Annotated in this window: 15 protein-coding genes; 3 read left to right on the top strand and 12 right to left on the bottom strand. The window is 57.9% G+C overall.

Features of this window, described 5'->3' with window-relative positions; translation table 11 throughout:
- The first annotated feature begins 4 nt into the window (after positions 1 to 4).
- The 3 genes from BLV81_RS11595 to BLV81_RS11585 are packed head-to-tail and all read left to right on the top strand — an operon-like array spanning position 5 to position 2,705.
- Entirely contained in the window at positions 5 to 1,171 is a 1,167-nt protein-coding gene (locus BLV81_RS11595) for a COX15/CtaA family protein (protein WP_092356001.1), read from the top strand.
- A complete protein-coding gene (cyoE, locus tag BLV81_RS11590; RefSeq protein WP_092355998.1) occupies positions 1,168 to 2,052 on the top strand; it encodes a heme o synthase in 885 nt (294 codons plus the stop codon). The genes BLV81_RS11595 and cyoE overlap by 4 nt, the downstream gene beginning before the upstream one ends.
- Before the next feature lie 8 nt (positions 2,053 to 2,060).
- A complete protein-coding gene (locus tag BLV81_RS11585) occupies positions 2,061 to 2,705 on the top strand; it encodes an SCO family protein (protein ID WP_092355995.1) in 645 nt (214 codons plus the stop codon).
- Positions 2,706 to 2,797: 92 nt separating this feature from the next.
- Here BLV81_RS11585 and rpoH read toward each other — a convergent pair whose 3' ends face one another.
- From rpoH to BLV81_RS11525, 12 genes are all read right to left on the bottom strand, one after another.
- Positions 2,798 to 3,697, bottom strand: coding sequence for an RNA polymerase sigma factor RpoH (gene rpoH, locus BLV81_RS11580; protein ID WP_092355992.1), 900 nt, complete (start codon positions 3,695 to 3,697; stop codon positions 2,798 to 2,800).
- A 257-nt stretch (positions 3,698 to 3,954) separates the two neighbouring features.
- Positions 3,955 to 4,335, bottom strand: a complete 381-nt coding sequence (locus BLV81_RS11575) for a GTPase (RefSeq protein WP_092355989.1) — start codon at positions 4,333 to 4,335, stop codon at positions 3,955 to 3,957.
- A gap of 29 nt (positions 4,336 to 4,364) precedes the next feature.
- A complete protein-coding gene (locus tag BLV81_RS11570) occupies positions 4,365 to 5,087 on the bottom strand; it encodes a response regulator (protein ID WP_092355986.1) in 723 nt (240 codons plus the stop codon).
- A gap of 155 nt (positions 5,088 to 5,242) precedes the next feature.
- A complete protein-coding gene (locus tag BLV81_RS11565; protein ID WP_092355984.1) occupies positions 5,243 to 7,540 on the bottom strand; it encodes a sensor histidine kinase in 2,298 nt (765 codons plus the stop codon).
- Between the two features lie 2 nt (positions 7,541 to 7,542).
- On the bottom strand, positions 7,543 to 8,109 hold the full coding sequence (locus tag BLV81_RS11560) for a DUF4390 domain-containing protein (RefSeq protein WP_255365143.1): 567 nt from the start codon (positions 8,107 to 8,109) through the stop codon (positions 7,543 to 7,545).
- A gap of 78 nt (positions 8,110 to 8,187) precedes the next feature.
- Positions 8,188 to 9,498 (bottom strand): 16S rRNA (cytosine(967)-C(5))-methyltransferase RsmB, encoded by a 1,311-nt coding sequence (rsmB, locus tag BLV81_RS11555; RefSeq protein ID WP_092355981.1) that lies wholly within the window; start codon positions 9,496 to 9,498, stop codon positions 8,188 to 8,190.
- A 41-nt stretch (positions 9,499 to 9,539) separates the two neighbouring features.
- Positions 9,540 to 10,178 carry a LysE family translocator gene (locus BLV81_RS11550; RefSeq protein ID WP_092355978.1) on the bottom strand — a complete coding sequence of 213 codons (639 nt, stop codon included), beginning with the start codon at positions 10,176 to 10,178 and terminating at the stop codon, positions 9,540 to 9,542.
- A 198-nt stretch (positions 10,179 to 10,376) separates the two neighbouring features.
- Complete coding sequence (locus BLV81_RS11545; RefSeq protein WP_255365142.1) at positions 10,377 to 11,276, bottom strand: alpha/beta hydrolase; 900 nt, start codon at positions 11,274 to 11,276, stop codon at positions 10,377 to 10,379.
- Positions 11,276 to 11,620 carry a DUF1840 domain-containing protein gene (locus BLV81_RS11540; protein ID WP_092355972.1) on the bottom strand — a complete coding sequence of 115 codons (345 nt, stop codon included), beginning with the start codon at positions 11,618 to 11,620 and terminating at the stop codon, positions 11,276 to 11,278. The genes BLV81_RS11545 and BLV81_RS11540 overlap by 1 nt, the downstream gene beginning before the upstream one ends.
- Before the next feature lie 122 nt (positions 11,621 to 11,742).
- A complete protein-coding gene (locus tag BLV81_RS11535) occupies positions 11,743 to 12,297 on the bottom strand; it encodes a hypothetical protein (RefSeq protein WP_255365141.1) in 555 nt (184 codons plus the stop codon).
- Positions 12,298 to 12,334: 37 nt separating this feature from the next.
- A complete protein-coding gene (locus tag BLV81_RS11530) occupies positions 12,335 to 13,294 on the bottom strand; it encodes a DMT family transporter (RefSeq protein WP_092355969.1) in 960 nt (319 codons plus the stop codon).
- Positions 13,295 to 13,388: 94 nt separating this feature from the next.
- Positions 13,389 to 14,225 carry an AraC family transcriptional regulator gene (locus tag BLV81_RS11525; RefSeq protein WP_092355966.1) on the bottom strand — a complete coding sequence of 279 codons (837 nt, stop codon included), beginning with the start codon at positions 14,223 to 14,225 and terminating at the stop codon, positions 13,389 to 13,391.
- Positions 14,226 to 14,233 lie beyond the last annotated feature (8 nt).

The raw sequence follows: 14,233 nt of genomic DNA, 5'->3' as shown, positions 1-14,233 counted from the left end.
GCCGATGACAACGCCAATGCTAGTTCAGCTCGGCAGCATGGGATTGCTGGTTGCCTTGCTGGCGTTCTGCGTGGTCTGGGTTTCCAGCGACGCCAATAAATATCGCAAGCTGGTATGGGTGACGCTGTTCCTCACGTTTGACCTGATCATGTTCGGCGCCTTCACCCGGCTCACCGATTCCGGCCTCGGTTGCCCTGACTGGCCGGGGTGCTACGGACATTCCAACCCGCTGCAGGCGCATGCGCATATCAGCGCGGCCCAGGCAGCGCTGCCGGATGGCCCTGTGACGGTGATGAAGGCCTGGATCGAAATGACCCATCGTTATTTCGCGATGGGCGTCGGCGTGCTGATCATTGCCTTGATGGTGATCGCCTGGGTGCGGTGGCTCAAGGCCGGGAATTCTGCGACTGGGAAAAATAAGCAGGAAAGCAAGTTTTCGCCATGGTTTCCAACTGTGCTGTTTTTATTCGTCTGTCTGCAAGGCGCTTTCGGCGCCTGGACCGTGACGCAAAAACTGCAGCCCGTGATCGTGACTACGCATCTGTTGCTTGGCCTGACCTTGCTGGCGATGCTGACCTGGCTCGGCGCGCGTCAAAGCGCGCATGCACCGGTGGCCGCCAGCGCCGCCGCCTTGGTGAAGCCGGCCTTGATCGGCATGTTGTTATTGGTGCTGCAGATCGCCCTGGGTGGATGGGTAAGTACTAACTATGCCGCGCTTGCCTGTACCGATTTCCCTAGTTGCCATGGCGCACTGGTGCCGCAGATGGATTTCGCCAATGGTTTTACCTTATGGCGTCATCTGGGCATGACCGCCGACGGCGAGTTCCTGTCGTTCCAGGCATTGACGGCGATACACTGGACCCACCGCAGCTTCGCTTTCGTAGTGATCGCCTTCGTCGTCTGGCTGGCCTGCAAAGCCTTACGCACCCAGGGCTTGCAAAAAACCGGCCGCTGGCTGCTGATTATTGTCGGCTTGCAATTGATTACCGGCTTGTCTACTATTTTTCTGAACTGGCCGCTGGCGATTGCCGTGGCGCACAACGGTGGGGCAGCGCTGCTGCTGCTGTTGCTGGTCATGTTAAACTACAAGGCTAGACTTGCTTTACGCGTATCCCCGGTTTTGGGGGCGCCAAGCCATCCAATTGCTGATCGCCTCAACCCGCAACCATGACCGCATTGACCGTACCACCTAATCGAATTGCCCAGTACTGGGCGCTGACCAAGCCGCGCGTTACGCAGCTGGCGGTATTTTGCGCGGTGATCGGCATGTTCCTGTCCACTCCGGGCTTGCCCGAATGGCAGCGCCTGATTTCCGCCACCATCGGCATCTGGCTGCTGGCCGGCGCGGCTTTTGCCGTCAACTGCCTGGTCGAGCGTGAAATCGATTCGCGCATGGCGCGCACGGCACGGCGGCCTATGGCGCGCGGCGAAATCACGGTGCCCCAGACCCTGGTATTTTCCGGCGTGATAGGCGGGCTCGGCATGTGGGTGCTGTACAACTTCGTCAATCCGCTGACCATGTGGCTGACTTTCGCCACGTTTGTCGGCTACGCAATTATCTACACCATCATCCTGAAGCCGGCGACGCCGCAAAATATCGTCATCGGCGGCCTGGCCGGCGCCATGCCGCCAGCCCTGGGCTGGGCTGCGATTGCCAACGACGTGCCGATGCAGGCCTGGCTGCTGGTGATGATCATCTTTGTCTGGACCCCGCCGCATTTCTGGGCGCTGGCCATGTATCGGCGCGACGACTACGCCAAATCCGGTTTGCCGATGTTGCCCATCACGCATGGCATGAAGTTCACCCAGTTCCAGATCCTGCTGTATACGATTGCCTTGGTGGCCACCACCATGCTGCCGTTTGCGGTCGGCATGAGCGGCCTGATTTACCTGGCCAGCGCGACAGTGCTGGGCCTGATCTTCCTCTGGTACGCATGGCAGATTTATCGGCATTACACCGATTTGATTGCGCGCAAGACTTTCGCTTATTCAATCGTCTATCTGTCGTTGTTGTTCGCCGCTCTGCTGGTCGATCACTATCTCAAATTTTGAAAGCAAACATGAAGCGTGTGACTCCTGTCGCCTCCATTTTCGCGGGCCTGCTGATGGCGCTGTCGTTGTCGGCCTGTGGTGATAAAGCAGGTAGCGGCACGGCAGGCGGCAGCCGGGAGATGACACTGTCGCCGGCTAACAGCGCTTTCATCAACACCGACGTCACCGGGCTCGGCTACGCCCGCGATTTTGCCCTGACAGACCATACCGGCAAGCCGCGCACACTGGCTGATTACAAGGGCAAGGCAGTACTAGTGTTTTTCGGCTACACCCAATGTCCTGACGTTTGTCCGACCACCATGGTTGAGATGGCCGATGTCATGAAGGAACTCGGGCCGCTGGCAAGCAAGGTGCAGGTATTGTTCATTACGGTTGATCCGGAGCGCGATACGCAGGAGTTGCTGTCCAAATATGTGCCGGCGTTCGATCCAAATTTCGTCGGCCTGTATGGCGACCAGGCGGCGACCGACAAGGTGGCCAAGGAATTCCGCGTGTTTTATCAAAAAGTGCCTGGCAAGACGCCAGGCAGCTACACCATGGACCATACCGCCGGCAGCTATGTATTTGATCCGGAAGGCCATATCCGCCTGTTCATACGTCACGGCCAGGGGGCTGACCCGATCGCCCATGATTTGAAATTGTTGTTGAAGTGATCAGCGAAGGCGGCGCCCGATCTTAACGGCGCGCAATGAAAAAGGCAGCCAAGGCTGCCTTTTCCTATTTGCAATCGGATTTAACTGGATCGTCAGGCAAACGCTGCCAGCGAACCCTTCATCTTCTTCAGTGCAACCGCTTCAATTTGCCGTATCCGTTCCGCGGACACGCCAAACTCATCCGCCAGTTCATGCAAGGTGGCGCCGGAACCGTCATCGTTGGCCAGCCAGCGTGCTTCCACGATACGGCGTGAACGAACATCCAGCTTGCTCAAGGCCGATTCCAGCCCTTCCGACTGCATGCGGTCATAGCGTTGCGCTTCCAGCACTTTGCTGGGTTCTTGCGCTTCGGTCGACAGATAGGCGATCGGTGCAAATTTATCGTCATCGTCGTCAGTCGGCGCTTCCAGCGCGATGTCACGGCCGGTCAGGCGCGTTTCCATCTCGATCACTTCTTCACGCTTGACGTTGAGGGTCTTGGCCAAGGCATCCACCTGGCTCGGCGTCATGGCGTCCAGACCTTCTTTGTGGCTGCGCAGGTTGAAAAACAGTTTGCGCTGTGCTTTGGTGGTGGCTACTTTCACCAAACGCCAGTTTTTCAGAATGTATTCATGCATTTCGGCCTTGATCCAATGCATTGCATATGACACCAGCCGTACGCCTTGGTCCGGATCAAAACGTTTGACTGCCTTCATCAGGCCGATATTGCCTTCCTGGATCAGGTCGGCATGCGGCAAGCCGTAGCCGAGATAGCCGCGCGCGATCGACACCACCAGGCGCAAATGCGACAGCACCAGCTTTTGAGCAGCGCCGAGGTCGTTTTTGTCGCGCAATTGTTGCGCCAGTGAAATTTCTTGATCATGTGTCAACATCGGCAGACGATTGACTGCCGAGATATACGCATCGATATTCCCCAGCGTGCCAGAAAAGCCGAGCGCCAAGGCATTGGTGTCGGTAGGCATTAGAGCTGTGTTGACTGATGGATTCTTCATTCTTTCTCCTTGCTGTCCGGTCAGTTAACACTGCCGGTAGATCAACGATCAGACGTTTGACTTGGATATATTAGCACTCTCTATTATTGAGTGCTAATAGGATTTGTTAAAGAGTGTATATAGGCTGTTGCTATCGATATTATTTTTTTGATTGTTCGAAGCGCCTAATTAGAGCGCATAAATCCGTGGAAAGTTGCGTCCTTGCGCAAAAAAATGCTGCATAGCCGCACGATACGATGGAAATAAGTCGGCAATTGTCAGACGACAAGGTCCGGGGTCATCTCGAGGAAAGCGTCGTATGGGGCGTCGGACAGGAAATCACGTAGCTGCGCCAGATGCGTGCTATCGGCGATGCTGATATACAGCCGTGCCGGCGGTTTGCGCAGCAGGCGGTTCAAGGTGACACGCAGAGTCAGGTTGCCAATACAGCAAAAGCAGCCGGGTGCGATCCGTTTAATATCGAGAGCATGCGCGAGTTCGTGTGGTAATTCGGCCGGCTTACCGTCGGCCAGGCCTTCCAGTATGAGTGCCGTGCCGAAGTACTGGCCACTACGTGCCAGATCTTGCTTTATGGCGAGGTTGATGGCGGCCTCGCGCAAATTGGCTGAACCGCCGCTAACCAGAGTGGTGAGGGTCATACGCTTTCTATCGGGTCTCTATCTGCCCGCTATCCGCCTTTTTTCGACAATTTTCCCGGATCAACGCCGAGCTGTTTGAGCTTGCGATACAGATGGGTGCGCTCCAGCCCGGTTTTCTCCGCCACCCTGGTCATGCTGCCGCTTTCGCGGATCAGGTGGTATTCGAAGTAGGCGCGCTCGAAAGCGTCGCGTGCCTCGCGCAGGGGCAGGCCGAACGATGATGAAAACAAACTCTCGGATGCCACCGCAACCGATGGCATGGCAGTAACGTGCGTTGTTTCAGAAGATGTCGGGTTGCTAAAGCTGCCGCCGGCTGCAACCACATCATTCAATTCATTCGAAGCGCTTACCGGCTGCGGATACAGGGTTGGCGCCCGGGCAGTCTTGGGTCCTTGCGACAAGCCCTGTTGAACTGCTTTCAACAGCTTTTGCAAGGCAATCGGTTTTTCCAGGAAATTCAGGGCGCCGATGCGGGTCGCTTCTACCGCGGTGTCGATAGTGGCGTGACCAGACATCATGATGACAGGCATGGTCAGCAAGCCGTCACGCTGCCATTCCTTGAGGAGCGTAACGCCGTCGGTGTCAGGCATCCAGATATCGAGCAGCACCAGATCGGGCACGCCGCCCTGACGAAATTCGCGAGCCTGTTGTGCATTTTCCGCGGCGGTTACTACATGTCCCTCGTCACCTAAAATTTCCGAGAGCAATTCCCGAATTCCCATTTCGTCGTCAACGACTAGGATGTTAGCCATGCGGTTGCCTTCCCATTTCCTGTTGCATCAAATCCCACTGTGTGAACCGTTCAGATAGTCCATTAAATTGTTGATGTCTCGTTGTCTTATTTCCGCGTCCGGATACATCGGATACATGCTATATCACTCAACTGACAATTTGCAGATGTTATGTATCAAATTATGGCTGAATCATGACTTGACGCTAACTTTAACAGCAAAATCAGGATTTTTGCGCCCTTTGTGTCGCTTCGGTTCTGCAGATCGATGCGTCCGCCGTGTTCGTCGATGATTTTTTTCACCATCGGCAAGCCCAGGCCGGTGCCGCGCGGCTTGGAAGTGACGTACGGTTCGAACGCCCTGGCCAGTATCTTGGGCGAAAATCCCGAGCCGTTATCGGTAATCGAAAGCCGCACCGCGGTGCGCGACAAGCCGTCCGAACTCCGGTAGCTGACACGTTCGGTGACCAGGTCGATACGCGGCGGCATGGGGTCGCCGCTTCTATCCATGACGGCATCCTGAGCATTTTGCAAAAGATTGTGGATTACCTGCCGCAGCTGCGTGGCGTCGCCCATGATCTTGGGTAAATCCTCTGCCAGCGATGCATGAATCATATCGCGTTCATCGCCGGCCAAATAGAGATGCAGGATTTCCGCCACCAGCACGTTCAAATCGAGCTCGCTCAGTACCGCCGGCGGTGTCTTGGCGTAATCGCGGAAATCGTCCACCATGCGCTTCATGGCGGCCACCTGGTTGACGATGGTGTCGGTGCTTTTCTTCAGGATGGCAGCATCGTGGGTCATCAGCTTGTCTTCCAGTTTCATCTGCAGGCGCTCGGCCGAGAGCTGGATCGGCGTCAGCGGGTTCTTGATTTCATGCGCCAGGCGGCGCGCCACTTCGCCCCAGGCAATCGAGCGCTGGCCGGAGATGACGTCGGAAATATCGTCGAACACCACCACATAGCCGGTGCGGTTCTCGACCGGCAGGCGCGAGCCGCGCGCCAGCAAGGTGATGTCATCGCTATCGTTGTTTTCGCCGCTGTCGACCCGGCGCGGAATCTCGATCTGCTGTTGCCAGTGCAGCAGCTCGGGGCCGATCTTGCCGGTGGCGAATTGCGCATTCTGTTCAGAAAAGGCGTTGACGATGACTTCCGCGAAATGCGCCAGGCCGTCGATGATGGTGAGCGGCTGGCCGATATGCGGTGAAAAATCGTATTGCAGGATACGCGCTACCGACTGGTTGCTGGTGACCAGGCGGAAATCGCCGTCCAGCACCATCACGCCGGCCGACATATTCGCCAATACCGATTCCAGATAGGCCTTGGCGTTTTCCAGTTCGCTGCGATTTTTTTCAACCGCGGCGCGGGCATCGTACAACTGACGCGTCATCAGGTTGAACGATTGGGTCAGGGTGCCCAGTTCGTCCGAAGTGGCGACAATCGGCCGCGGCGACAGATTGCCCTCGGCCACGGCTTTGGTGCCCTCGGCCAGCAATAACAAGGGCTTGGCCAGGTCGGTTGCAATCAGGAAGGCGCTGGCGATGGCGCCGAACACCGCCAACAGCAAGGTCAGCGTCAACGTCACCAGATAGATCTTGCGCAAGCCGGAGCGGCCCAGCGAGCGTTCCTGATATTCGCTATAGGCAGAGCCGAGCGCTTCGGCATTGGTCGCCAGGTAGGCGGGCACCGGTTGTATCATTTGCAAAAAATGCGTTTCGTTTTGCAAGGTGGAACTCTTCAGCGGCGCGGGGATTTCCACCACCACATGCAGGCGCAGGTCGGTGCTCTCATTGCCGCTAGTGGAGGCGGCACTGTTGCCGGTGGGGTTGTCCTGATCGCTTTCTATGGCGGAAAAGCCGCGCGGCAAGCGGGCCTGCTGCAACATGGCAGGCGATGGCAAATTGGGCACCAATGTTCCCAGGTGGCCGCCGACAGAGGCGATCACCTGGCCATTGGCGGTGACGATAGAGGCTTCCAGGTTCTGCTCGCTGAGCCGCCCCAGCTGGGTTGCCTGTGCCGAATTGGAGAGATCCGACCATTCCGCCGCCAGTGTGCGCGCCCGGGCGCTGAGGTCGCCAAGCGATGATTCAAGCGCAGCATGGCTCAGGTTCAGGCCGGACTGCAATGCCGATTCAACGTGGACGTCAAACCAGGATTCGATCGAGCGCGACACGAATTGCACCGAGACCAGATAAATCACGACGCCCGGCAAGATCCCGATCAGCGCAAACATGAACACCAGCTTGGCCGTCAGCCGGGAACCGAATTTGCCGCGCTTGTAACGGTTATACAAGCGCCCGAGCAGCAGGCAGACCAGCAAAAACAGGGCTACCGCCACCAGCGCATTCATGCCTAGCAGCCATGAATAGTGCTTATCGAAAAAATCTGAATTGGCCGATGCTGAAGAAAGCAGGAATAGCAGGATGCTGACGATGGCGCCGCCGACCACCAGCAAATAGCGTAGTGCGCGCGACACGACTATTCCACCTTGTAGTTGAAACTCTTCCAATCGGAAGAAAAGCGCCAGTCGCTATTGTTGAGGGCGTTGACTTGAAACGGTTTGGACAATAATCCCAGATCGAGGCCCATGCGCACCGCGACCCGGTACACCTCGCCGCTCTTGAGCGCGCTCTTGTCGGCGATCAGCCAGCGGCTTGGCCGGCGGATCAGGGACAGGGCGTCGTCCAGCGTGTTGAAACTCTGTTGCAGACTGCCGTTGATGGCGACGTTATAACGCCGCGTGATGACGTTGTATTGCAAGCGGATGGTCTGGGTTGCAGTGATGGCCTTTTCGTCGAACCAGTACCAACGCGGCCGGGTCAGTTCGACATCGGTCGTGAAATACAGAGTGACGCCGCGATTGACCACGTCTTCCAGGCCGCGATTGAGATCGAATGAAAACGTTGCCGACAACCTGTAGCCGTCGTCGCCGGCTTCGATATGGGCCTGACTCAATTCAACGCCATCTGCTGCAGAGCTGGACGCAGGGCTAAAAGACAATGCCAGCAGCAGGGCCAGCAGCCAGTATCTAATGAATTGAAGCAATGGTCGTGTCACTGGTTTCGGTTATGTTAAAAAGTTATTGCGGAGTGCGTCAGCACTGCGGGTGTAACACTACGCGTGTCAGCATTTCTGGAACAGTGCATAAAACAAGCCGTCATGATCGCGTTCCCCATCGGCGGTTGGCAGCAATTGTCCGGGCGCGGGTAGTCTGCGTGCATTGTTCCGCTCGGCAAAAGCGACTGCCTGGGCCTCTGATTCTTGCGGCCATACGGAACATGTTACGAGTAACAATTTACCATCCGGGCGTAGCATCTGCCAAAGATTGTCCAGAATCTTTGCGGAAAGTGTTGCAAGTTGCTCGGTATCGGTCTTGCGTCGCAACCAGCGTATATCGGGATGGCGGCGCACGATGCCGGAAGCGGTACAGGGCACATCGGCCAGGATCCGGTCGAAGGGCACGCCGTCCCACCAGTCGTTGCCTTGGCTGCCCAGGCTGGCATCGCCCAGTTGCAGTTTGGCTTGCAGTTGCAGGCGCTGCAAATTCTGGGTGATACGTTGCAAGCGTTTCGGGTTGTTGTCCAGCGCAGTCAGTTCGACATCGGCGCACTCCAGGATATGACCGGTTTTGCCGCCAGGTGCGGCGCAGGCGTCCAGCACCCGCATGCCGTCCTGCAGGTCGAGCAGCGGGGCTGCCAGTTGCGCGGCGGCGTCCTGCACCGACGCCAGGCCCTCTTCGAAACCGGGAATCTGAGCCACCGGCAGCGCGCTATCCAGGCGTATCGCATCAGGGCCGATTTGCCGCGCCGTTATAGAGTGGCTTGCCAATGTCTCCAGATAGGCTGCAACCGAGGTTTTACGGCGATTGACGCGCAAGGTTAGCGGCGGCGCCGTATTGCCGGCAGTGAGGATGGCTTGCCATTGCTGCGGATAGGCGGCTTTCATGCGGTCGATCCACCAGACCGGATAGTTCCACAAGCCGAACGGCGTTTTTACGGCAATCGCGACCAAAGCCTGGCGCTCGCGCAGGAAGCGCCGCAGCACTGCATTCACCATGCCCTTGGCATGGGCCATCTGCGGATCGGAAGACACTGCAGTGACGGCTTGATCGACCACCGTGAAATTTTCGTACGCAGGATCGTCGACATCGGCCAGCAGACATAAGGCGGCGCACAGCAGGCAATGCAGCAAGGTCGGTTCCGGCGGACGGCTCGCCAGGTTGGCCAGCAGGGTTTCAGCGCGGCCGATGCCGCGCATGGTGCGATAAGCGATGTCTTGAATCGCGCCGCGCGTCGGCGCCGGCGCGGCCGATTGCGCAAATACCTGGGTCAGCGCCTGCGGCAGCGCCGCACCGTCGCGTACTAATGCAATGGCTTGGGCCGCGCCTAACAGGCTAAAGGCGAGAGAGTCTTTTTTGAGGGGCGAATAAGTCACAAGCGGTTCAGGTCGATTCTGCGGATGATGGTTATAAAAAATTAGTTCTTGGTCAAAGCCAGTTTTATGCCCAAGGCAATAAACGCGGCGCCGACTGTGCGTTCCAGCCAATGCTTGATCTGCGGATTGTTGCCGGCGTGCCGGGTCAGCGTTCCGGCCAGCATGGCGGTGCCGCTGTTCCAGCATAGCGTGACGACGGAAAACGCCGCGCCCAGCAGCAAAAATGCAGCGATCTTATGCGGCGAATCATGGCGCACGAACTGTGGAAAGAACGACAGGAAAAACAAAATCACCTTGGGATTGAGCACATTGGTGATCAGGGCCTGCACAAAGATGGTCTTGTGCGAACGCAGGTCGAGTTGCGGTAACTTCTCGTCTACGCTGGCTTTCTTGCTGAGCAACATCTTGATGCCGAGATAAATCAGGTAAGCGCCGCCCGCCAGCTTGACCGCCATAAAAGCAGTGGCGGAGGCAGCCAGCAGCGCCGTCAGGCCAAAGGCCGACAAGCTTGCGTGGATGCAGCAGCCGGCCGTAATGCCTAGCGCTGACAATAATCCGGCGCGGCGTCCCTGCGCCACGCTGCGGCCGACAATATAAGCGGTATCCGGGCCGGGAGTGGCGTTCAGTAGCAAGACAGCCATCAGGAACAGGCCGAAATCATTTATGCCGAAGGTAGTCATGACGATGCAGCAAGGCAGGATGGTAACAATGCGATTGTAGCGGGGATATGGTCGCTCACCTACAGTTAGGTCGCGATTGTGGCGGGAAAGGTGAAATATCCAGCATTTCTTGACGGCAATATTTGTTTGCCGTAGCGGACCAGCCGGATAAAGACATTCAATATCGAATAAGCAATTTTCGACTAAGATGAAACGATGTCAGTTCGCCAAAGCAGGGGCTGATGCTGCCAGCGCTTGCGGCAAATGCAGAGCATCGAGCCAGCGGCGGACGTCCGCAAAAACCTGCTCGGCGCCGATTTCATTGAAAATTTCGTGATATATGCCGTGGTAGTCGCGCAGCGTGGCAATCGCAGGTGGCAAGGCGGCAAAAAAACGGCGGCTGCCGTCGGGATCTATGATGCGGTCGTCGCCGGCAATCACCATTAGCGTCGGTATTGAAAGGGTGTGCGCCTGGCCCAAGGCGAATTTACCTGCAAGCAGCATACTGTTCAGCAAGCGCGCGCTGATCTTGTTATGCACCAGCGGATCGCCGCCGTAGGCTTGGGCAACTGCGGGGTCGTGCGACAGGAGATTGACATCCAGGCCGTTGGGAAGCGCCAGGCCGGGAGCAAGCACCGACATCATCTTGAGCAAGCCCAATTGGACCCGGCTTAAGCGCAAAGCCAAGCCCGGCGAAGATAAAATCAGGCCGCGCAAGGGCGACATTCCAGCTACCGCAAAGCGAGCAGCGAACAAGCCGCCCATGCTATGGCCGAATAACAAGGGGGCGCCGTTTGCCAGTTCCGGATAGCGCAGCTGCTGCTGGCGGCTGAGATCGTCCAGCACCAGCTTGGCATCACGCAATAAGGCGGTGCCGTCCGGTACGTCGCCGCGAGGACCGCCGGAGCGGCCGTGGCCGCGGTGATCGTAGCTGCGCACCAGCAGGCCGCAGCGATTGAAAAAGCGTACTACATGGGCATAACGTCCGGCATGCTCACCCAGCCCGTGCATCAAAAGGATAGTGCCTGTCACCGGTACTCCGGGATCAGGCAGCCAGTCGGTGACGGAGAGAGCAATGCCGTCTTCGGTCGTAAGCTGTTGCTCAAGACCGCAGGTCATCAGACGCCCCAGAGTACGTCGTTATTGTGCTTGTGCGCTTCGCGCAGCATTTCCAGCAAGGGGTAAATCTTGTTGGCGAAATTGACTGTCTGCACTGGCTCGTGACCGCTGTCGTCGCCGGCTTCGTTGTGATGGGCGGTGATGTCGTGCTGCACGGTGTCGGATATCGGGTGGGCCCGGCTTTCCGATGTTTCCGCTTCCAGCAGGGCAATCGCTGCAGTACCTTCTGCGGCGGTGATCACGCCGATTTTCACGTCTTTATGCAACAGGTCGAGGATGCGCTTTGCGTCGTTTTCGAACATGGTGACTTCGGCCGATGCCTTGGATTTGAATGTAACTAACATAGAACCTCAGAATATTGTTTTTGATGAAAAAAGACATTGTACAGAATACCCCTTTGTTTAGGTGCTCGCCACTGCTGTCACTGCCGGTTGCAGCGTTGGCAAGGCACCCGGGATTCTCAATGTCAATTATGCTTGAACGAAGCAATGAAAGTCTCCGCATTTTCCCGTGAAACGGCGGTTTCCGGCCCCATCACGATGACCTGATAGATTTCCTTGTCCTTGCTGACAAAATGCCCGAACAAGACTTCCGGCTTGCCGCCGGGCGTGGCGCCGACCGCTTCCACGTCGATACTGGCTGACAGGCCCTGTGCATTGTTGGCGGCTGCGTTGGTTTTCTCCGCCTTGACTGTGCCGTTGATATTTTTCACCAGCGCGGTTTTCATCGCGATCAACGCCGCTTGCGCCCTGGCGGCATCGGGCACGGTGGCGCTGCCGACTGCGAATACCGTGTCGTCCACCTTGGCGGCGGTCATGGTCATCGTAACCGGTACGCCGTCGAGATCGATAGGACGGGAAAATGTCGACGGTTTGGCGGGCAGCAATACGCTGTAAGGAGCGTCTTTGCTATGGACTTCGCGCCAGTTGAACTTGGGTGAGCAGGCCAGCAGCGCCAGCAGGGCGCATACGGACAATGAGCGGGTAAACAAACGAGCGGATTGCAAGCGGGCAGATTTCACGAGATAGCGCAGCTGGCTGCGAAAATGGGAACAGCCCCTATGGTATCTGATGCTGAAAGGTGCGCACACCGAAAACTATGCCCAGGCATAGCAGCGCTATTCCGGCCATGACCAGCACGCCCGGGAGCGCATCGCGGAAAATGAAGGCATACAGCAGGGCCGACAAGGTTTCGAACACAATCAGCTGCGCCAGCAGCGCGGTCGGCAAATGCTGGCTAGCCTTGTTCCAGAGCAGGATGCCGATCCAGGAAGCGCACAGGCCGATGACCAGCATCACGCCGATAAATTGCGGCGGCCGCGGGCCGAACGGGAAAGCATAGGAGCCGCCCGACAGTTTCAGGTAGGCGCCATAGCCGAACAATCCGATCAGCGCCAGCGGCAAGGTTGCCAAACCTTGCGCGGTAGCCCAGGTAGAGGAACTGATATGCGGATTGGCGCGCAGGTAGCGGGCATTGACAATCGGATACCAGGTCCAGGCGCCGACCGCGGCCGCTGCAATCAGGCAGCCCAGGACATAGTCGGAAACCGAGCGCGTGTTGTTGCTGCCCGCCAGCCGCATATGCGTCAGTTCGGCGCTGTTCACACACAGGATGCCGATCAGGATGATCAGCAGCGACGGCGCCAGGCGGCGCCAGGCAACGCTTTCCGCCGCGTGTCCCGGCGACCAGTTGGAGAATGCCGAAATCACCACCGGCAGGGTGCCGATCAGCATCGTCGGCAGCGGCGCATCGGCCAGCTGGATCGCGGTCGCCAGCGCAGCGTAATACAACAAGTTGCCGATCAGCGAGAGTTTCAGGGCAACGCGCCAGTCGGCCCGGGTCAGCGCGACTATGCGCTTGCGGTCAAGCACAGCCGGCACCAGCGCGATCAGGCCAAACGCCGCATAACGGCCGAACGACAGCATCAGGCCGGGGTAGTCGGGCAACAGCAGCGGCGCGATGAACACCAGCCCCCACATCAGGCCAGCGCCCAAGGCGCATAGCAGGCCGATCAGCATGGCACGGGTCCTGCAATTAATTGAAGAGATGGCATGGAAAAGTGAAGGTCGAGGTCAAGGACGAGTAATCGCAATTTACTCATCATGCCCGTCTTCAGCTTAGCGGTCTTGTACCAATTTGCTGTTGATACTGCGCCGGCGTAACGCCGTAAGCGCGTTTGAACCAGCGCGTCAGGTGACTTTGATCGGCCAGTCCGACGGCCGCGGCGGCGTCGGTAGGCGTGCTGCGCTGGGCCAGCAAGGTCTTGGCGCGGGCAGTCCGGCGCGCTTGCAGGTATTGATGCGGGGTGGCGTGAAACAGGGCCGAAAACGCCCGCACAAAATGAAATACCGACATGCCGGCCTCGGCCGCCAAAGTGTCGATGTGCAAAGTCTGATCCAGATTCGCCTCGATGCAATCGAGTACGCGCCGCATTGCCAGCATGCGGCGCGGCTGGCCGGCCGTCAGTGTGGGCGTCGGCCGCAGATTCTTGCCATAGCGTCGGATTACCTGGTCGATCAATACCGTGAAATGCGATACAAAAGCAAGGTCGTCCGGCGCCTGCCACATGCGCTTGAACAGCAATTGGAAACTGGCGGCGAGTGCCGGGTCGTGGGCCGTCGCAGCCGGAAAATAAGCCTCGCTGCCGCTCAGTTCGCGCAACAGCTGCGGCTCGATATACAGCATCTGGTAAGTCCAGCCGGCGGCGATCTCGGCATGGCCGTCGTGCAGTTCGTCGGGATTCAACAGCACCAGCGTACCTGCCGGGGCCAGATGCTGGGAACCCTTGTGGCGGAAACGTTCGACCCCGGTTTCAATCGCCCCCAGCGAATACGCGTCGTGTACATGCGGCGCAAATGCGTGATCGACCAGCCGTGCCGAATACAATTCCACGCCCGGCAGATGCGGGCTGGTCTTGAAGGTGACGAATTCGGACGGATGGTGAAACATGTGGCTAC

Source organism: Collimonas sp. OK242, assembly GCF_900107095.1.
GTDB lineage: Bacteria > Pseudomonadota > Gammaproteobacteria > Burkholderiales > Burkholderiaceae_D > Collimonas.
The sequence above is the reverse complement of the archived record's forward strand: the minus strand, read 5'-3'. Positions and strand labels throughout refer to the sequence as shown.